This is a genomic window from Stenotrophomonas sp. YJH_SMC_37 (assembly GCF_059370035.1).
The window spans coordinates 1-16,078 of record NZ_JCAFTG010000010.1; the positions used below are offsets into that span (position 1 = coordinate 1).

The window sequence follows — 16,078 nt, forward strand, 5'->3', positions numbered from 1 at the left end:
CAACATCCTGGCCAGAAAGCTGGCCAGGATCGCTTGGGGCGTCTTCAAGAGCGGCCGGGACTTTGACCCGGCCATGCTGAAAGTGGGTCAAGCCTGCTTCCAGCAGGCTTGACCACGAACATAGGATCTCGGCTCTACAGGGCCTTGGGATACATGACGCCCCGTCACGCCGGTTACAACTCCACCGTCTCCCACCAGCGCGTACCCGCCTGCGGCGCCTGCATGTCCAGCGCTTCGCCCATCATCGGCGTGGCCACCGGCACGTTCTTCGCCGCGGCCAAGGCGGTGATCCGCTCGAACGGCTGCTGCCATGCGTGCAGGGCCAGATCGAAGGTGCCGTTGTGGATCGGCAGCAGCCACTTGCCGCGCAGGTCCAGGTGCGCCTGGAGCGTCTGTTCCGGCTGCATGTGCACGAACGCCCAGCGCGGATCATAGGCACCGGTCTCGATCATGGTCAGGTCGAACGGGCCATACTTTTCGCCGATGGCCTTGAAGCCGTCGAAGTAGCCGGTGTCGCCGCTGAAGAAGATGCGGAAGTCACCGTCCTGGATCACCCACGACGCCCACAGGCTGCGGTCGCTGTCGCCCAGGCCGCGGCCGGAGAAGTGCTGGCCCGGGGTGGCGGTCAGGCGCAGGCCGCTGGCCTCGGTCGATTGCCACCAGTCCAGCTGTTCGACCTTGCTGGCGTCCACACCCCAGGCAATCAGCTGATCGCCGACGCCGAGCGGGGCGATGAAGCGCGCGGTCTTGCCGGCCAGCTGCATCACGGCGGCATGGTCCAGGTGGTCGTAGTGGTTGTGCGAGAGGATCACGCCAGCGATCGGCGGCAGCTCTTCGATGCTGATCGGCGGTGCGTGGAAGCGGGCCGGGCCCATCCACTGCACCGGCGAGGCGCGCTCGGAGAAGACCGGGTCGGTCAGCCAGTACTGGCCGCGCAGCTTCAGCAGGATCGTGGAGTGCCCAAGCCGGAACAGGCTGCGGTCCGGCGCGGCGTCCAGCGTGGCGCGGTCCAGCGGCTGCACCGGAATGGGGTGGGCCGGGACGGTGCCCTTGGGCTTGTTGAACAGGAACGTCCACCAGATCTCCGCACCGTCGCGCAGGCCCATCGCCGGACGGGGCAGGGCATTGCGGAACTTGCCATCACGGTACTGCGGCGAATCGGGGAAGTCGGGGAGGGACCAGGACTTGCAGAAGGTGTAGGCGGTCACAGCGAGGATTCCAAGCAGGAGGACAAGGAGCAGGCGCTTCATGGGTGACGTCCGCTGGGTACACTGAACAGTGTAGTTTCGTGTTTTTCAAAAGTACACTGTCCGGTGTAAAATGTGCGCATCCGTTCAGTTATCCGGTTTCTGCCATGCCCCGTGCCCCGCAACGCCTGACCGACCGCAAACGCGAGGCTATCGTGCGCGCGGCGGTGGAGGAGTTCCGTGCATCGGGCTACGAGGCGACCAGCATGGACCGCATCGCCGAGGTGGCCGGGGTCTCCAAGCGCACCGTCTACAACCACTTCCCGAGCAAGGAAGCGCTGTTCTCGATGATCCTGGAGGAGCTGTGGGAACGCAGCGTGGCCAGCGACGCACTGCCGTATCGCGCGGACCAGCCGTTGCAGGCGCAGCTGCTGCAGTTGCTGGGCCAGAAGCTGGAACTTCTCAGCGATGCCAACTTCATCGACCTGGCACGGGTGGCGATGGCCGAGGTCATCCACTCACCGGAGCGGGCGCAGGCCATCGTCTGCCGCATGGGCGAGAAGGAAAGTGGCGAGAGTGCCTGGATCCGCGCAGCAATTGCCGATGGCCGCCTGCGCGAGGTGGATCCGGACTTTGCCGGCCACCAGTTGCACGGCCTGGTGAAGAGCTTTGCGTTCTGGCCGCAGGTCACGATGGGGCAGCCACCGCTGACCGCGCAGGAACGTGCGCGCGTGGCCGAATCGGCGGTTGCGATGTTCCTGGGCTTCTACGCGGTCTAGCTGGCGGCGAAGCGACGGAACTCGTCGGCCGGCAGCGCCGCCGAGTACAGATAGCCCTGGCCGACATCCACGCCCAGGGCTCGCAGCTTCTGCTCCTGCGCCAGGGTTTCGGTACCTTCGGCCACCACGATCGCGCCGCAGCGGTGCGCGACCTCGACGATGAAGCGCACGATCGACTGTGACTTGGCGTCGGACAGCGTGGCGATCAGTGCCTGCTCGATCTTGACCTCGGCGATGGCCAGCTGCGAAAGCAGGATCAGGGTTGAATAGCCGGCGCCGAAATCATCCAGCGACAGGGTGACCCCGGCTGCCAGCAGCTGCGTGATGTTGGCATCGACCACGTCGCGCTCGACGATTTCGGTCCATTCGACGATCTCCAGGCGCAGCATCGCACCGGGGATGTCACGCAGTTGTAGCAGCTCCTGCAGGCGCAGGCCGAAGTCGGGCAGGCGCAGGGATTCGGCTGACACATTGACTGCGATGGTCAGCGCCGCGCCGTCCTGCCGGCAGTGCTGCAGGAAGTGCACCGCCGACTGCAGTGTGGCCCATTCCAGGTCTGCCAGCCGGCCCTGCCGGCGCAGCAGCGAGATCACCCGCATCGGTGCAATCGGCCGGCCTTCGCCATCGCGCATGCGCAGCAGCGCTTCGGCGCCGACCAACTGGCGGTCCTGCAGGCGATGCTTGGGCTGGTAGCACAGCGGTGCATCGCCCTGCTGCAGCCAGCGTTCGAGAGCGACTTCGATCAGGGCGTCGATCTCGCTGTCGCGCTGGATCGGGTCGTCGAAGAACACGACGCCCGATTCGATCGCACTCATCGTCAGGGTGATCGCCCGGAACGGCAGGTGACCGTCGTGTGTATCGGTGGGGGGCTTGAGTTCGACTACCGCGCAACGGAACAACGGGCGGAAACCCGGCCAATCGCGGCCCACCCGTTCGGCCAGGTTGCTGGCCAGCTCGGTGATCTGCGGTTGCGTACGTAGTTCGGACAAGGACAGGTCGGGCACCAGGATCGCCAGCGCGGCATCGCCGAACTGGTAGATCTCCAGTTGCCCGGCCGGCAGCGAGGGCAGCAGCCGATGTACTTCTTCGGTGCTGTCGCGCTGCCACAGGCCGCTGTCCTGCAGCGGACCGTAGCGCAGGCGCAGATCGCGCAGGTTGCCCATCTCGGCCACGATCAGGCAGGCCTTGCCGAGGCCGTCGTTGTCTCGCCAGTACTGCTGCAGACGTTCGCCCAGCGCACGCATGTTGGGCAGGCCGCTGATCGGATCGATGCGCAGCCAGGCCTGTTCGCGCTGGCGTTGGGCATCGATCTGCGCATCGTTGTAGACCAGTGCGAACACCGCGCCGAGCATCAGCAGCGATAGTGGTAGTGCCAGCAGCCGCTGGATTGCCAGCTCCTCCACGGGTAGCTGGTTGGCACCAATGATTGCTACGCCCAGTGCCAAGCCCAACGCAGTGACGACGACACGAACGCCCCAGGCCTGCAGGATCATGCGCAGCGAGAGTTCATTGAGCATGTGCGGGTGCAGGCGCCTGCGCAGCCAGACGCCGGCCAGCATCTGCAGCGTGGCCTCGAGGCCGGCAGGCAGGAAGTACTGGGTGCCGGCGAACTGGTAGCGGGCCAGCAGGCTGGCGCCCAGGCACACCAGGCCACCGCGCCAGCCGCCGAGCAGGCCGCTGACCAGCAGAATGTCGAAGCCGAGGTGCAGCTTGACCACGCCCTGGGCGTAACGGGCCACGAACCAGGAATTGAACAGGTAGATCAGGCCCAGTGCCACGCCCACATACAGGCGGCGGCCTTCAATGGCATGGCCGGCACGGCGGGTGGCGATCAGCAGCACCCCGATCATGCCGATCACTGCGGTGGCCTGCAGCAGGTACAGCGGCAGGCTGGGCAGGGAACCGTCCAGGACCTGGGCCGAGACCCGTGACAGCGCATCCATAGCATTCCCGCCTGTGACCGACGGCCAGTGCGAGCAGGGTAAACCACAGGCGCCTACGCGGCCACCAAGGGCCCGACCAAGGTCTCTGCAGTCAGTAGCGCCGGTCGGCGATGGCCGGCAGCACCAGTTCGCGCACGAAGCCGGACGGCGACAGCTGCAGCAGCGCACGCACCATGGTCACCACGTCGTGTACCGGCACAAGTTCGCCATCGCCGCGTGCTGCGGCCTCCGCCACGGGAACCGACAGTACGTCGTCGGTGTTGAGGTAGCCCAGCTGCAGGCTGGTCACCGCCAGCCGGCGATCGCGGAAGCCCTCGCGCAGTGCATCGGCGATGCCGTTGAGCGCGAACTTGGATGCGCCGAACGCCACTTCCGGGCGGCCGCTGCGTGGCAGCGCCGAGGTCGAGCCGGTCAGCACCAGCTGCGGGCGTGGTGCGCCCAGTACCCGCGGCAGCAGGCGCTGCAGCAGCACCAGGGTGGCGGTGATGTTGACGTCGACCAGTTGGGTGAGCGCGGCATCGCTCTCGTCGAGGAAGGCGTACTCGTCGCTGAAGGCGGTCTCTTCCCAGATGCCCAGGTTGTGGATCAGCACATCCAGATCGGCCGGTGCCTGCGCTGCGATGTGATTGGCAGCCAGGGTGGGTTGGGACAGATCGGCCTCGATCCACTGCAGGGTGACGCCCTCGGGGCATTCAAGATCGCGCGGACGGCTGCGCGAAACGCCGATGACGGTGTTGCCCGCACTGCACAGGCCTTCCACGAACGCCCGACCCAGGCCCCTGCTGGCGCCGATGACCATCAATTTCATGTTGCTTCCTTCCATTGCGCGCTCTGCTGGGCGGTGTGCTTCGGGATCGGCGAGAATCCGTAGGGTCCCCAGCAACAGGAGCATCCCGACATGGGAGCACCCGATCCCTTCACTGAAGGCATGCCGCTGCCGTTGGCGTGGCAGAAAGCGTTTGCCGATGCGCGCATCGAGCGGCAGTCGATCGGCGTGTCGCGTGCGGATGTTGCTCGTGTGCAGCAGCCAGGCCAGCCCGATGCCTTCGTGAAGTCGGAAGTGATCGACGCCTTCAGTGAGCTGGGCGATGAGATCGCGCGCCTGCGCTGGCTGCAGGAACAGGGACAACCGGCGCCAACGGTAATTGCCACCGCCGAAGAAGCGGGCCGGCGCTGGTTGCTGATGAGCGCGCTGCCCGGCCGCGACCTGGCTTCGTCGCCGGAACTCGCGCCGCAGCAGTTGGTGGAACTGCTGGCCGACGCGCTGCGCGGGCTGCATGCGTTGCCGGTGGCAGCCTGCCCGTTCGACCAGCGGCTGGCCTCGCGCCTGGAGGCCGCGCAGGCCCGCGTCGAAGCGAGCCTGGTGGATGCCGATGATTTCGATGATGAGCGCCTGGGCCAGAGCGCACAGCAGGTGTTCGCCGAACTGTGCAGCACCCGGCCCGACCATGAAGATCTGGTGGTCAGCCATGGCGATGCGTGCCTGCCGAACCTGATGGCGGTCGAGGGGCGTTTCAGCGGTTTCATCGACTGTGGGCGACTGGGTGTTGCCGACCGCTACCAGGACCTGGCGCTGGCCGCGCGCAGCCTTGTCCACAACTTCGGCGACACGCGTTGGGTGGCGCCGTTGTTCCAGCGCTATGGCGCGGTGGCCGACGAGCGGCGGCTGGCGTTCTACCGGTTGCTCGACGAGTTCTTTTGAGCCCGCGCATGGCTGGCGATGGCCGCGCAGATCAGGCCACCGACCACGCTCAAGTGTTCCAGCGCGAAGAACAGGGCCAGCTGCTGTTCCGCGCCGTGCTTGGTCCAGAAGGTATGCACGACGGCGATGGTCAGCAGCATGAACACTGCCAGCGCGCCGCTGCCCAGCCAGAGCAGGCGATCTAGCAGCAGGCACAGTACGCCGCCCAGCAGCACCACCGCGCTGGCGAGGTTGAACAGCACAGGCGGCTGCAGCCCGGCGGCCTGCATTTCGGCCACGCTGTTGTCCCACGCCAGCAGCTTGGCCAGGCCCGAGGACAGGAACACCACGGCCAGCAGCAGCCGGGCGAGGAACCACAGCACGCGGCTGTCGAGCAGGGTGGTGATCATCCGTGGCATGCAGGAACTCCGGGTTGGGCATGGAACAGGTCGCGCAGCATCGGGCCTCAACCGCAGTTGAGGTCAAGGCCGGCTGAACGGAGTCCGATGGTGGCCAGGTCGACATCTACAAAATGGACGAACGTTCGTGCATGATTGTGGCATGAGCCGAATCGACCGCAACGAGCAGCGCGTGACCCTGATCCTGCAGGCGGCCCTGCGGTGCTTCCTCGCCAAGGGATTCCACCAGACCAGCATGCGTGACATCGCGCAGGCGGCTGGCGTCAGCCTGGGCAACCTCTACAACCACTTCCCGGGCAAGGAAGCGATCATCCTTGCAGTGGCAGTGGCCGAGAGCGAAGAACTGGCACCGTTGCTGCGTCGACTGGCCGCGTCCGAAGGCGAGCGCGCACAGGTACTGGGTTTCCTTCAGGACTTCCACGCACTGTGCCGCCAGCCGGAATGGGCGACGCTTGCCGTCGAAGTGCTGGCCGAGAGCGCACGCAATCCGGCCGTGGCCGAGGCATTTGCGGCCAATCGCAGGCAATTGCAGGCGACCCTGGCCGAAGCCCTGCAGCAGGTGGCACGGCGCGAACGTCGGCGTCCCGTGCTGGCCCCGGCATTGCAGGCGCAGGTGCTGCTGGATGCCATTGAAAGCGATGCGCTGCGTCGGGGGCTGGGCGAAGCCGATGGCATCGATGAGGCCTCGCTGGATCTTGGCCTGCTCGCGCTGCTGCTCGGGGCACGCGCATGAGTGCCGTTGACCGGCGATTGCACGGCCTTGATCTGGCGCGCTACCTGGCCCTGGCCGGCATGGTGCTGGTCAACTTCCGCCTGGCGATGGCCGTGCCGGCAGAGGGTGAGAGTTGGTTGGCAGGGTTCTTCCATCTGCTGGAAGGCAAAGCCTCGGCGACGTTCGTCACTCTGGCCGGTCTTGGCCTGGTGCTGGCCACGCAGCGGCAGGGGTGGTGGCCGGCCAGCGTGCAGACCTGGAGGCGCGCGCTGTTCCTGATGGTGCTGGGCCTGCTCAACCTGACTCTGTTCCCGGCCGATATCCTGCACTACTACGCGGTGTATTTCGCGTTGGCGGTGGTGTGGCTGCGTGCGTCGCCGCGGGTGTTGCTGGCCAGCATCGTGGGCCTGGCGGCGTGTTCGTTCTGGGCGTTGCTGCGCTGGGACTACAGCCAGGGATGGAACTGGCAGACGCTGGAATACGCCGACCTGTGGCAATGGCCGGGCGCGGCCCGCAACCTGTTGTTCAACGGCTTCCATCCGCTGCTGCCGTGGCTGTGCTTCTTCCTGCTGGGGATGCTGCTGGCACGCCTTCAGCTGTCGCAACCGCGGGTGCAGCGAGCATTGCTGGTGCTGGGGCTGCTGCTGATCGCGGCCGGCCATGGCGTGCAGCAGCTTGCGCAGGGAACGCCTTGGCAGGTGTGGCTGGGAACGCAGCCGATGCCGCCGGGACCGGCTTATGTGCTCACGGGTGCGGGTGCGGCCTGCAGTGTCATTGCCGCCTGCCTGTGGCTGACGCGTGTGCAACCCGGGGACTGGCTGGAGCCGTTCATCGCGGCCGGACGCATGACCCTGACCCTGTACGTGGGCCACATCCTGCTGGGCATGGGCACGCTGGAAAGCCTGGGCCTGCTCGATGGCAGCGCGTCGCTCGCATCGGTGCTGCTGTGGGCGATGCTGTTCCTGATGCTGGCGACCGGCGCGGCCTGGCTGTGGTCGTGGCAGTTCGCACGCGGCCCGCTGGAGATGGTGATGCGACGCATCGCAGGCTAGTTCTCTGGTCGCGGCGAGCTGATGTTGTGACGGACATGTCTGTGTCGCGGCGGATGCATCTGCGATAGTGGCAGCAGGCAATACTTTCCGCTTGCATCCATGTCATTCGCTTCGGCGCAGCATCTCGGCGAAGTCCTGCAACAATCCTATGGCATCACTGCCACCGCCGTGGTGCCACGCCCGGTGGGTGCCGACGCCAATGCCAGCGTGTATCGCGTCGATGCGCGGCACGGGCAGTGGTGGTTGAAATGCCGCACCTACCAGGTCGCCCCAGCGGTGTGGGACAGCCTGCATTGGCTGCGCGGCACGCTGGGTATCGATGAGATCGTTGCGCCGTGGCCAGCATTGACCGGCGGCGCATCGGTACAGCGGTGGGGGCTGCAGTTCACCCTGTTCCCTTATGTGGAAGGGCAGTCCGGATTCGAGGCGGCGTTGAGCCGCACGCAGTGGAAGCGGTTGGGCGAGGTACTGCGGCGCCTGCACGGCGCGCAACTGCCAGCGCAACTGCAGCAGGCGCTGCCGATCGTACGGCTGGAAACCGCGGCGCTGGAGACGGTCGGTCAATGGCTGGCCGGCGAAGGCCTGGCGGCCGCGAAGGACGGGCTGGGCCGCGCATTTGTTTCGGTATGGGACCAGCAGCATGCGCGCATCGCGGCGCTGCATGCGCAGGCACGGGAGCTGCTCGTGGCATTGCAGGACGTACCGGTAGATCTGTATCTGTGTCACACCGACCTGCATGCCGGCAACCTGCTGATGGGCAGTGACGGGGGCCTGCACCTGATCGATTGGGACGGCCTTTCGCTGGCCCCGCGCGAGCGCGACCTGATGTTCATTGGTGCGGCGGTTGGTGGGCGCTGGGGGCGCGAGAATCCGCTGGGCTTCGAGGAGGGCTACGGCAGCGACCGCGGCGATCCGCGCTGGATCGCCTGGTACCGGCATTGGCGCATCCTGCAGGACCTGATCGAGTTCCAGCAGGTGCTGTTGGGCAGCGATGGCGAGGAGCGTTCGCCGCAGTTGCGCCGGCAGTCGTTGCACTATCTGGGCGAGCAGTTCGCGCCGGGCAATGTGTTCGATGCGGCGGAGCGGGTGTATCGCGCGCTGGATCAGGTTCTGGGCCGCTGCCAGGATCGCCCCGGGTAGAGTCGACTGTTGGTCGACTGCTCGTCGATTGGAACAGGCGAAGCCCGCGCTGCGCGCAAGAGTCGACTAACAGTCGACTCTACCCAGGGCCTTTCCATGCACGGTCCATTGGCTTGTCCATGCAGGTGGTTCTTATTCGGCGGGCTTGGCCGCTGCAGAGGCCGCCGCGCTTGCAGCGCGGCGTGACAGCACGGCTTCGCGGTGGGCGATGTAGGCGTTGGCGGCGAGGATGATGCCGGCACCGATGATCGTCCAGCGGTCCACCGTTTCGTTGAACAGCAGCCAGCCGAACAGCGTTACCAGTGGCAGCTGCAGGAAGCTGATCGGGGTCAGGGCGGAGACTTCGCCCAGCCGTAGCGCGCGGGTCCACAACAGCTGGCCGACGGTGCCGAGCACGCCGGTGGCCAGCAGCCACAGCCACGCCATGCCGGAGGGCCAGACCCAGACGAACAGTGCCGGGACCAGCGACAGCGGCACCCAGAACACGTAGGTGTAGAGCACCACGGTGTCAGCGCTGTCGACACGGGTCAGCTGCTTGATCTGGATCGCCACCAATGAGCTGAGCACGGCGGCTGCCACCGCTACCAGGCTGCCCGCGGTGAAGCCGGCGGTACCGGGGCGCACGATCACCAGCACACCGATGAATCCAACCACCACCGCAGCCCAGCGGCGTACACGCACGGTCTCGCCCAGCCACAGCATGGCGGCGATGGTGACGAACAACGGCGTGGAGTACGAGAGGGAAACCGCCTGCGCCAGTGGCAGATGGCCCAGTGCCCAGAATGCGCACAGCATCGAACCCAGGCCAATCGCACTGCGCACGAAATAACGCGGCAGCTGCTGCGTTTTCAGTGGTGCATGGCCGGGGCGCAGCAGCATCGGCAGCAACGCGAGCAGGCCAAAGGCATTGCGAAAGAACGCCACTTCCTGGGTTGGTACGTACCGGGTGGCGTAGCGGATGGCGACGGCCATCAGACCGAATGCCATCGTGCTGCCGAGCATCAGCAGCGCCGCCCGCATCGGGGTGGCGCTGGGGGAGAGGGCGGGGGTGTTCACCACTGTGCGCCGAGCAGGCGGGGCTCCGGTTCGATCGGCACGCCGAACTTTTCCAGCACCGAGGCCGAGATGCGTCGCGCCAGCGCCAGCAGCTCAGCACCGGTGGCGTTGCCGTAATTGACCAGCACCAGCGCGTGGCTCGGCGCAACGCCGGCATCGCCTTCGCGGAAGCCCTTCCAGCCGCAGGACTCGATCATCCAGGCCGCAGAGACCTTGCGCTTGTCGTCCTGTTCGGCCGGGAACACCGGCAGCTCGGGGAAGTGCTGCAGCAGTACGTCCACCTGTTCCAGTGGCAGCACCGGGTTCTTGAAGAAGCTGCCGGCGTTGCCCAGCACATCCGGATCGGGCAGCTTGCGGCGGCGGATCGCGATCACCGCATTGGCCACGTCCACGGCACTGGGCAGCTCCACGCCCTGTGCCTGCAGTTCCTCACGGATGCCGGCGTAGTCCATGCGCAGGTCGTGCAGCAGCGGCAGCCTGAGCTCGATGGCGGTGATCAGGTAGCGATCGGGTTGCTGCTTGAACACGCTGTCGCGGTAGGCGAAGCCACACTGTTCGTTGTCCAGCCGCACCCAGGCCTGCTCCTGGCAGTCCCAGGCTTCAACGGCCTGGATGAACTCGCCGACCTGCGCGCCATAGGCACCGATGTTCTGGATCGGCGCGGCACCGGCGGTGCCGGGAATCAGCGCCAGGTTCTCCAGGCCGGACAGGCCCTCCTGCAGGGACCACATCACCAGCCCGTGCCAGGGCACGCCGGCACCGGCGCGGATCACCGCATGGTCGGCGCGGTGTTCAAGAAAACTGATGTCACGGTTGCCGAACACCAGTACCGTGCCAGGCAGGTCCTCGGCGATCAGTACGTTGCTGCCGCTGCCCAGCACCAACAGCGGGCCGTTGGCTACCTCGGGCAGCGCGAGCACGTCCGGCAGCAGTGCGGCATCGTGCAGTTCCAGCAGCTGCGCGGCGCTGGCCTGCACATGGAAGGTGTTCAGCGCCTGCAGCGGCGCATTGCGGGTGAGCGTCCAGCGCAGCGGCGCGTTGCCGTCGACGGTATCCATGGGCGCGCTCACAGTGGGGCCACCGCGCCGCGGCTCGGTGCTTCGCGGCGGCGACGGATCGCCTCCACGCATTCGGAGACCAGCGCCGGGCCACGGAAGATCAGGCCGCTGTAGCACTGCACCAGCGCCGCGCCGGCGGCCATCTTGGCCACCGCATCGGCACCGGACAGGATGCCGCCGACACCGATCAGCGGTACCGATTCGGGCAGGCGCGAACGCAGGCGGCGCAGCACCAGCGTGGACTGCTCCAGCACCGGCGCACCGGACAGGCCGCCGGCCTCGTTGGCCAGTGGATCGCCTGCCACCTTGCTGTGGTCGATGGTGGTGTTGGTGGCGATCACGCCGTCCACCTGCAGCTCGCCGAGCACGCGGGCGGCGGCATCGATGTCGCGCTCGCTCAGGTCCGGCGCCACCTTTACCAGCATCGGCACGCGGCGACCATGCTGCGCAGCCAGGGCTTCCTGGCGGTCACGCAACTGGCTGACCAGCTGTCGCAGCGCGGTTTCTTCCTGCAGCTCACGCAGGCCGGCGGTGTTGGGCGAGGAGATGTTGACCGTGATGTAGTCGGCCAGCGGATAGACCTTGTCCAGGCAGCCAATGTAATCGTCCACCGCCTGTTCGTTGGGGGTGTCCTTGTTTTTGCCGATGTTGATGCCGAGCAGGCCGCGACGGTTGCGCGCGCGTTCGACGTTGCGCACCAGCGCGTCCACGCCCGCATTGTTGAAGCCCATGCGGTTGATGATCGCATTGTGCGCTGGCAGCCGGAACAGGCGCGGCTGCGGGTTGCCGGCCTGCGGACGCGGGGTGATGGTGCCGATTTCGACGAAGCCGAAACCCAGCGCGAACAATGCATCGATGTGCTCGCCATTCTTGTCCAGGCCGGCGGCCAGGCCGACCGGATTGGGGAAGGTCAGCCCGAACACGGTGCTCGGCATCGGCGCGATGCGTGCGGCCAGCAGCGGCGTGGTGCCGGTGCGATAGGCCAGGTCCAGTGCGGACAGGCCGAGGCCGTGGGCGCGCTCGGCGTCGAGCGAGAACAGGAAGGGGCGGGCAAGCGAATACATGCGTCGGTTCAGTCCAGCGTGCCGAGGAAGGCTCGGGTTCGATATTCAAAAGCAACCTGGCCGTCGACCGCGTGGGCGGCGAACAGGTCCTGCAGGGCGGCGATCATCGGCGCATGGCGCGGATGACCGGCTTGGGGTGCGTAGGAGGAGGACAGCAGGCGCCCGCGCAGGGCGTCGAAATCCAGATATCGCACGTTCGGCAGCTCCACCATGCCGCGCAGGCCGGGGCCGAACCACGCCTGCATGGTGGCGTCGTCCTGGTAGCGCTCGGCAACGGCGGTGTAGTCGGTGCCGTAGTCCAGCAGCAGCTGCTCGTAGCCGATCAGGAACGGGCTGGCATCGAGCAGGCGCGAGTTCCAGTAGATCAGTGCCAGGCCACCCGGGCGCAGGATGCGCTGCCACTCGGCGCGCACCGCCACGGTGTCGAACCAGTGGAAGGCCTGCGCGACGCTGACCAGATCGATGCTGGCATCGTCCAGTGTGGTGGCCTCGGCGCGGCCGTCCACCGCACGGAACTGCGGGTACTGCGGTGCCAGCCATTCCTCGGCCGCGCCCCGCATGGCGGCGTTGGGTTCAACCGCGACTACTGGATGGCCGCTGGCCAGGAACAGGCGACTGGAAATACCGGTGCCGGCGCCGATGTCGGCGACCACGGCCTCGTGGCTGACGCCCATCGGGCCATGCAGCCACTCCAACAGTGCGGGCGGGTAACCGGGCCGGTAGCGGACGTAGTCGGCAACGCGGCTGCTGAAGCGTTCAGTGCTGTCGGAAGTGGTCATGATGATCAGTTCGACATCGCGGCGAGCCAGGCCAGGCCGCCGAAGAACAGGATGAAGACCAGGATGGCGGCGATCACGGCGCCGACCATCACCCAGCCCAGCACCAGGCCGGTGACGGCGAGGCCATCGCCTTCCAGTTCATGCGGGCGGCGGCGGATCTCGGCGCGGGCCATGCGGCCGGTGATGATGGCCACGATGCTGGCCACGAAGGGCAGGACGGTCCAGCTGGCGATGCCCATGACCAGGCTGACCACGGCCAGGGCGCTTGTCTGTCGGGGTGCCACGCTCATCGGGGTCCTCCTTGGCAGTGTGCACATGATAGTGCCTCTGCCCGGGCAATCCCATGGGCAGTGCCCTGTAGAGCCAAGCCCATGCTCGGTTGCCCCCTTGGGCTGATGCGGGATCGACCGCGTCTTGCGTGCAAGCCGAGCATGGGCTCGTCTCTACAGATTCAGCCCATCAACACCTGGCCGCCATCCACGTTGAGCACATGGCCGGTGACCCAGCGCGCCAGCGGCGAGCACAGGAACAGGGCGGCGTCGGCGATCTCACGCGGGTGGCCGAAGCGGCCGAACGGGATCTTCGCCAAGGTGCCGTGGTACAGGGCGGGGTCTTCGGTGCGGCGGCGGTCCCACAGGCCGTCATCGAACTCGATCGAGCCCGGTGCGATGGCATTGACCCGGATCCGGTCCTTGGCCAGCGCCAGCGCCTGTGACGTGGTGTAGTGCGAAAGCGCGGCTTTGGCCGCGGCGTACGGCGCGCCACCGGGGCGCGGCTGCTGCGCGGCAATCGACGACAGATTGAGGATGCAGGCGTCGCTGGAGGCACGCAGCCATGGCAGTGCCAGGCGCGAGGCACGCACGGCCGCCATCAGGTCGATCTGCAGGCTGGCGGCCCAGCCGTCCTCGTCGTCGACCATGCCGTAGCCCGTGGCATTGTTGACCAGCACATCGATACCGCCGAGGGCATCGGCGGCGGCCTGCAGCCAGGCCTGGATCTGGTTGGCCTCGCCCAGATCGGCAGGAAACGTGTGCAACTCGACGCCCTGTACCTTTGCATCGGCACGCAGGGCATCCAGGCCGGCCTGGCCGCGGGCGCAGACCGAGACCCGCGCACCGGCGCCGGCAAATGCCAGCGCCATCTCACGGCCAATGCCCTTGCTGCCGCCGGCGATGAGCACGCGGCGGCCGGTGAAATCAATCACCGGCTTGCCACCCTGTAGCGCCGAGCCATGCTCGGCTGCATTTCCTGCGGTGTTCATGGCGCATCCTGCCGGGCATGGCCCGGCACTACAGATTGCGTTACAGGTCGAACTTGATGCCCTGGGCCAGCGGCAGCGAGTCCGAATAGTTGATGGTGTTGGTCTGGCGGCGCATGTAGACCTTCCACGCATCCGAGCCGGACTCGCGGCCACCGCCGGTGTCCTTCTCGCCACCGAAGGCGCCGCCGATCTCCGCACCGGACGTGCCGATGTTGACGTTGGCGATGCCGCAGTCGCTGCCGGCGGCCGACAGGAACTTCTCGGCGGTCTTCAGGTTCTGGGTGAAGATCGAGGACGACAGGCCCTGCGGCACGCCGTTCTGCATGTCGATGGCTTCGTCGATGCTGTCGTACGGCATCACGTACAGGATCGGCGCGAAGGTCTCGTGCTGGACCACGGCGTCGCTGTTCTTCAGGCCAGAGACAATGGCGGGCAGTACGAAGTTACCCGGTCGATCGATGCGGGTGCCGCCGGTTTCGATGGTGCCGCCGGCGGCCTTGGCCTGGGCGATGGCATCGAGGAACTGCTGCACGGCGCCTTCGCTGTTCAGCGGGCCCATCAGGTTGGCGGCATCGGTCGGGTCGCCGATCTTGCCTTCCACCTGCTTGTAGGCCTTGACCAGGGTGGCCAGTACGTCGGCGTAGATCGAGCGGTGCACGATCAGGCGGCGGGTGGTGGTGCAGCGCTGGCCGGCGGTGCCGACCGCACCGAACACGATGCCCGGCACGGCCAGCTTCAGGTCGGCGGTTTCGTCCAGGATGATGGCGTTGTTGCCGCCCAGCTCCAGCAGGCAGCGGCCAAGACGGCGCGCGACCTTCTCGTTGACGGTGCGGCCGACCTGGGTCGAGCCGGTGAAGCTGATCAGCGGCACGCGGCGGTCATCGACCATCTTCTCCGACAGCGCGGTGCCGGCATCGTTGATCAGGAAGAAAATGTCCGGGAAGCCGGCCTCGCGCAGGGCCTCGTTGCAGATCTTCAGCGAGGCGATGGCGGTCAGCGGGGTCTTGTTGGACGGCTTCCAGATGCACACGTCGCCACAGATGGCGGCCAGGAACGAGTTCCAGCTCCACACCGCGACCGGGAAGTTGAAGGCCGAGATGATGCCGACCAGGCCCAGCGGGTGGTACTGCTCGTACATGCGGTGGCCGGGGCGCTCGGAATGCATGGTGTAGCCGTACAGCATGCGGCTCTGGCCCACGGCGAAATCGGCGATGTCGATCATCTCCTGCACTTCGCCGTCGCCTTCCGGCTTGCTCTTGCCCATTTCCAGGGCGACCAGCGAACCCAGCGCATCCTTGTGCCTGCGCAGCGCTTCGCCGCACAGGCGCACGGCCTCACCGCGGCGCGGGGCAGGCGTGGTGCGCCAGACCTTGAAGGCTTCCTGCGCGCGGGCGACGACGGTCTCGTACTCGGCCTCGGTGGTCGCGCGGACCTGTGCGATCGGCTCGCCGGTGGTCGGGTTGACCGGGGTGATCAGCTCACCACTGGTCGCGCTCGACCACTCCCCGTTGCCCAGGTACGTGCCAGCGTTGATCGCGTCCAGGCCAAGGGACTTGAGCAGCTCGGAAGACATGCAGACTCCTGTGTTTCGTTACGTTGTTTGGCGCCATCGCGGGCAGGTGGGGGATGCGATGAACAGAACCGCCGATGGTAGCAGAGGGTGGTGGTTGGGCTTTGGTGCGGTGCGGGGTGGCCCCCCGGCGCCAGCGGACCGACATGAGGCGCGCAATCGCGTTCCTTTATTGACGCGAAATGACGCATATTGATTCAAATTGACACAGTTGGGATTTTCATTTTTTTCAATGGCTTAGGTTCAACTGATGACGCCTTTCCAGGTCTGTGTCTTAACGGAATTCCTATCTTTTGGTCAAAATTTCATCCACAATTCCTCCACATTTGATTGAAACAACCTCGATGATTCCGTGCTGGCTGGGGAGTCCATGCACG

16 protein-coding genes and 1 pseudogene are annotated in these 16,078 nt (G+C 66.6%); 6 read left to right on the plus strand and 11 right to left on the minus strand.

Going from position 1 to position 16,078, the window contains the following annotated elements; genetic code table 11:
• Nucleotides 1-112: pseudogene (locus AC5P8J_RS14510) on the plus strand (IS110 family transposase); the annotation flags it as partial.
• 61 nt (nt 113-173) lie between these two features.
• On the opposite strand, the gene AC5P8J_RS14515 reads toward AC5P8J_RS14510, so the two are convergent.
• The gene (locus AC5P8J_RS14515) at nt 174-1,250 is read right to left on the minus strand and encodes an MBL fold metallo-hydrolase (RefSeq protein WP_478405778.1); all 1,077 of its coding nucleotides are present in this window, start codon (nt 1,248-1,250) and stop codon (nt 174-176) included.
• 104 nt (nt 1,251-1,354) lie between these two features.
• Here AC5P8J_RS14515 and AC5P8J_RS14520 point away from each other — a divergent pair, with 104 nt between their 5' ends.
• The gene (locus AC5P8J_RS14520; RefSeq protein ID WP_021202877.1) at nt 1,355-1,966 is read left to right on the plus strand and encodes a TetR/AcrR family transcriptional regulator; all 612 of its coding nucleotides are present in this window, start codon (nt 1,355-1,357) and stop codon (nt 1,964-1,966) included.
• On the opposite strand, the gene AC5P8J_RS14525 is transcribed toward AC5P8J_RS14520, so the two are convergent.
• Nucleotides 1,963-3,909: an EAL domain-containing protein gene (locus AC5P8J_RS14525; protein WP_495216885.1), complete on the minus strand. Its 1,947-nt coding sequence runs from the start codon at nt 3,907-3,909 to the stop codon at nt 1,963-1,965. The genes AC5P8J_RS14520 and AC5P8J_RS14525 overlap by 4 nt on opposite strands.
• A 91-nt stretch (nt 3,910-4,000) precedes the next feature.
• Nucleotides 4,001-4,717 carry an SDR family NAD(P)-dependent oxidoreductase gene (locus tag AC5P8J_RS14530; RefSeq protein WP_495216886.1) on the minus strand — a complete coding sequence of 239 codons (717 nt, stop codon included), beginning with the start codon at nt 4,715-4,717 and terminating at the stop codon, nt 4,001-4,003.
• A gap of 90 nt (nt 4,718-4,807) precedes the next feature.
• Here AC5P8J_RS14530 and AC5P8J_RS14535 point away from each other — a divergent pair, with 90 nt between their 5' ends.
• Nucleotides 4,808-5,611 carry an APH(3')-II family aminoglycoside O-phosphotransferase gene (locus AC5P8J_RS14535; RefSeq protein WP_495216887.1) on the plus strand — a complete coding sequence of 268 codons (804 nt, stop codon included), beginning with the start codon at nt 4,808-4,810 and terminating at the stop codon, nt 5,609-5,611.
• Here AC5P8J_RS14535 and AC5P8J_RS14540 read toward each other — a convergent pair.
• Nucleotides 5,584-6,009 (minus strand): DoxX family protein, encoded by a 426-nt coding sequence (locus AC5P8J_RS14540; RefSeq protein ID WP_188249773.1) that lies wholly within the window; start codon nt 6,007-6,009, stop codon nt 5,584-5,586. The genes AC5P8J_RS14535 and AC5P8J_RS14540 overlap by 28 nt on opposite strands.
• A 142-nt stretch (nt 6,010-6,151) precedes the next feature.
• On the opposite strand from AC5P8J_RS14540, the gene AC5P8J_RS14545 reads away from it, so the two are divergent.
• From AC5P8J_RS14545 to AC5P8J_RS14555, 3 genes are all read left to right on the plus strand, one after another.
• Nucleotides 6,152-6,742, plus strand: coding sequence for a TetR/AcrR family transcriptional regulator (locus tag AC5P8J_RS14545; RefSeq protein WP_111103734.1), 591 nt, complete (start codon nt 6,152-6,154; stop codon nt 6,740-6,742).
• Nucleotides 6,739-7,773 (plus strand): DUF418 domain-containing protein, encoded by a 1,035-nt coding sequence (locus tag AC5P8J_RS14550; protein WP_111103731.1) that lies wholly within the window; start codon nt 6,739-6,741, stop codon nt 7,771-7,773. The genes AC5P8J_RS14545 and AC5P8J_RS14550 overlap by 4 nt, the downstream gene beginning before the upstream one ends.
• A gap of 99 nt (nt 7,774-7,872) precedes the next feature.
• On the plus strand, nt 7,873-8,913 hold the full coding sequence (locus AC5P8J_RS14555) for an aminoglycoside phosphotransferase family protein (RefSeq protein WP_207048996.1): 1,041 nt from the start codon (nt 7,873-7,875) through the stop codon (nt 8,911-8,913).
• A gap of 132 nt (nt 8,914-9,045) precedes the next feature.
• Here the strand turns inward: AC5P8J_RS14555 and AC5P8J_RS14560 are convergent, their stop codons facing one another.
• The 7 genes from AC5P8J_RS14560 to amaB all read right to left on the minus strand — a co-directional run bounded on the left by AC5P8J_RS14560 (nt 9,046) and on the right by amaB (nt 15,704).
• Complete coding sequence (locus AC5P8J_RS14560) at nt 9,046-9,933, minus strand: DMT family transporter (RefSeq protein WP_459390243.1); 888 nt, start codon at nt 9,931-9,933, stop codon at nt 9,046-9,048.
• 32 nt (nt 9,934-9,965) lie between these two features.
• Complete coding sequence (gene murB / locus AC5P8J_RS14565; protein ID WP_419965768.1) at nt 9,966-11,027, minus strand: UDP-N-acetylmuramate dehydrogenase; 1,062 nt, start codon at nt 11,025-11,027, stop codon at nt 9,966-9,968.
• 8 nt (nt 11,028-11,035) lie between these two features.
• Nucleotides 11,036-12,091, minus strand: coding sequence for a quinone-dependent dihydroorotate dehydrogenase (locus tag AC5P8J_RS14570; RefSeq protein ID WP_495216888.1), 1,056 nt, complete (start codon nt 12,089-12,091; stop codon nt 11,036-11,038).
• Nucleotides 12,092-12,099: 8 nt separating this feature from the next.
• Nucleotides 12,100-12,870, minus strand: a complete 771-nt coding sequence (locus AC5P8J_RS14575) for a class I SAM-dependent methyltransferase (protein ID WP_494540110.1) — start codon at nt 12,868-12,870, stop codon at nt 12,100-12,102.
• 5 nt (nt 12,871-12,875) lie between these two features.
• The gene (locus AC5P8J_RS14580; protein WP_495216890.1) at nt 12,876-13,160 is read right to left on the minus strand and encodes a DUF4190 domain-containing protein; all 285 of its coding nucleotides are present in this window, start codon (nt 13,158-13,160) and stop codon (nt 12,876-12,878) included.
• Between the two features lie 161 nt (nt 13,161-13,321).
• Nucleotides 13,322-14,131: an SDR family NAD(P)-dependent oxidoreductase gene (locus AC5P8J_RS14585; RefSeq protein ID WP_494540109.1), complete on the minus strand. Its 810-nt coding sequence runs from the start codon at nt 14,129-14,131 to the stop codon at nt 13,322-13,324.
• Between the two features lie 40 nt (nt 14,132-14,171).
• Nucleotides 14,172-15,704 (minus strand): L-piperidine-6-carboxylate dehydrogenase, encoded by a 1,533-nt coding sequence (gene amaB / locus AC5P8J_RS14590; RefSeq protein ID WP_058982648.1) that lies wholly within the window; start codon nt 15,702-15,704, stop codon nt 14,172-14,174.
• Nucleotides 15,705-16,078 lie beyond the last annotated feature (374 nt).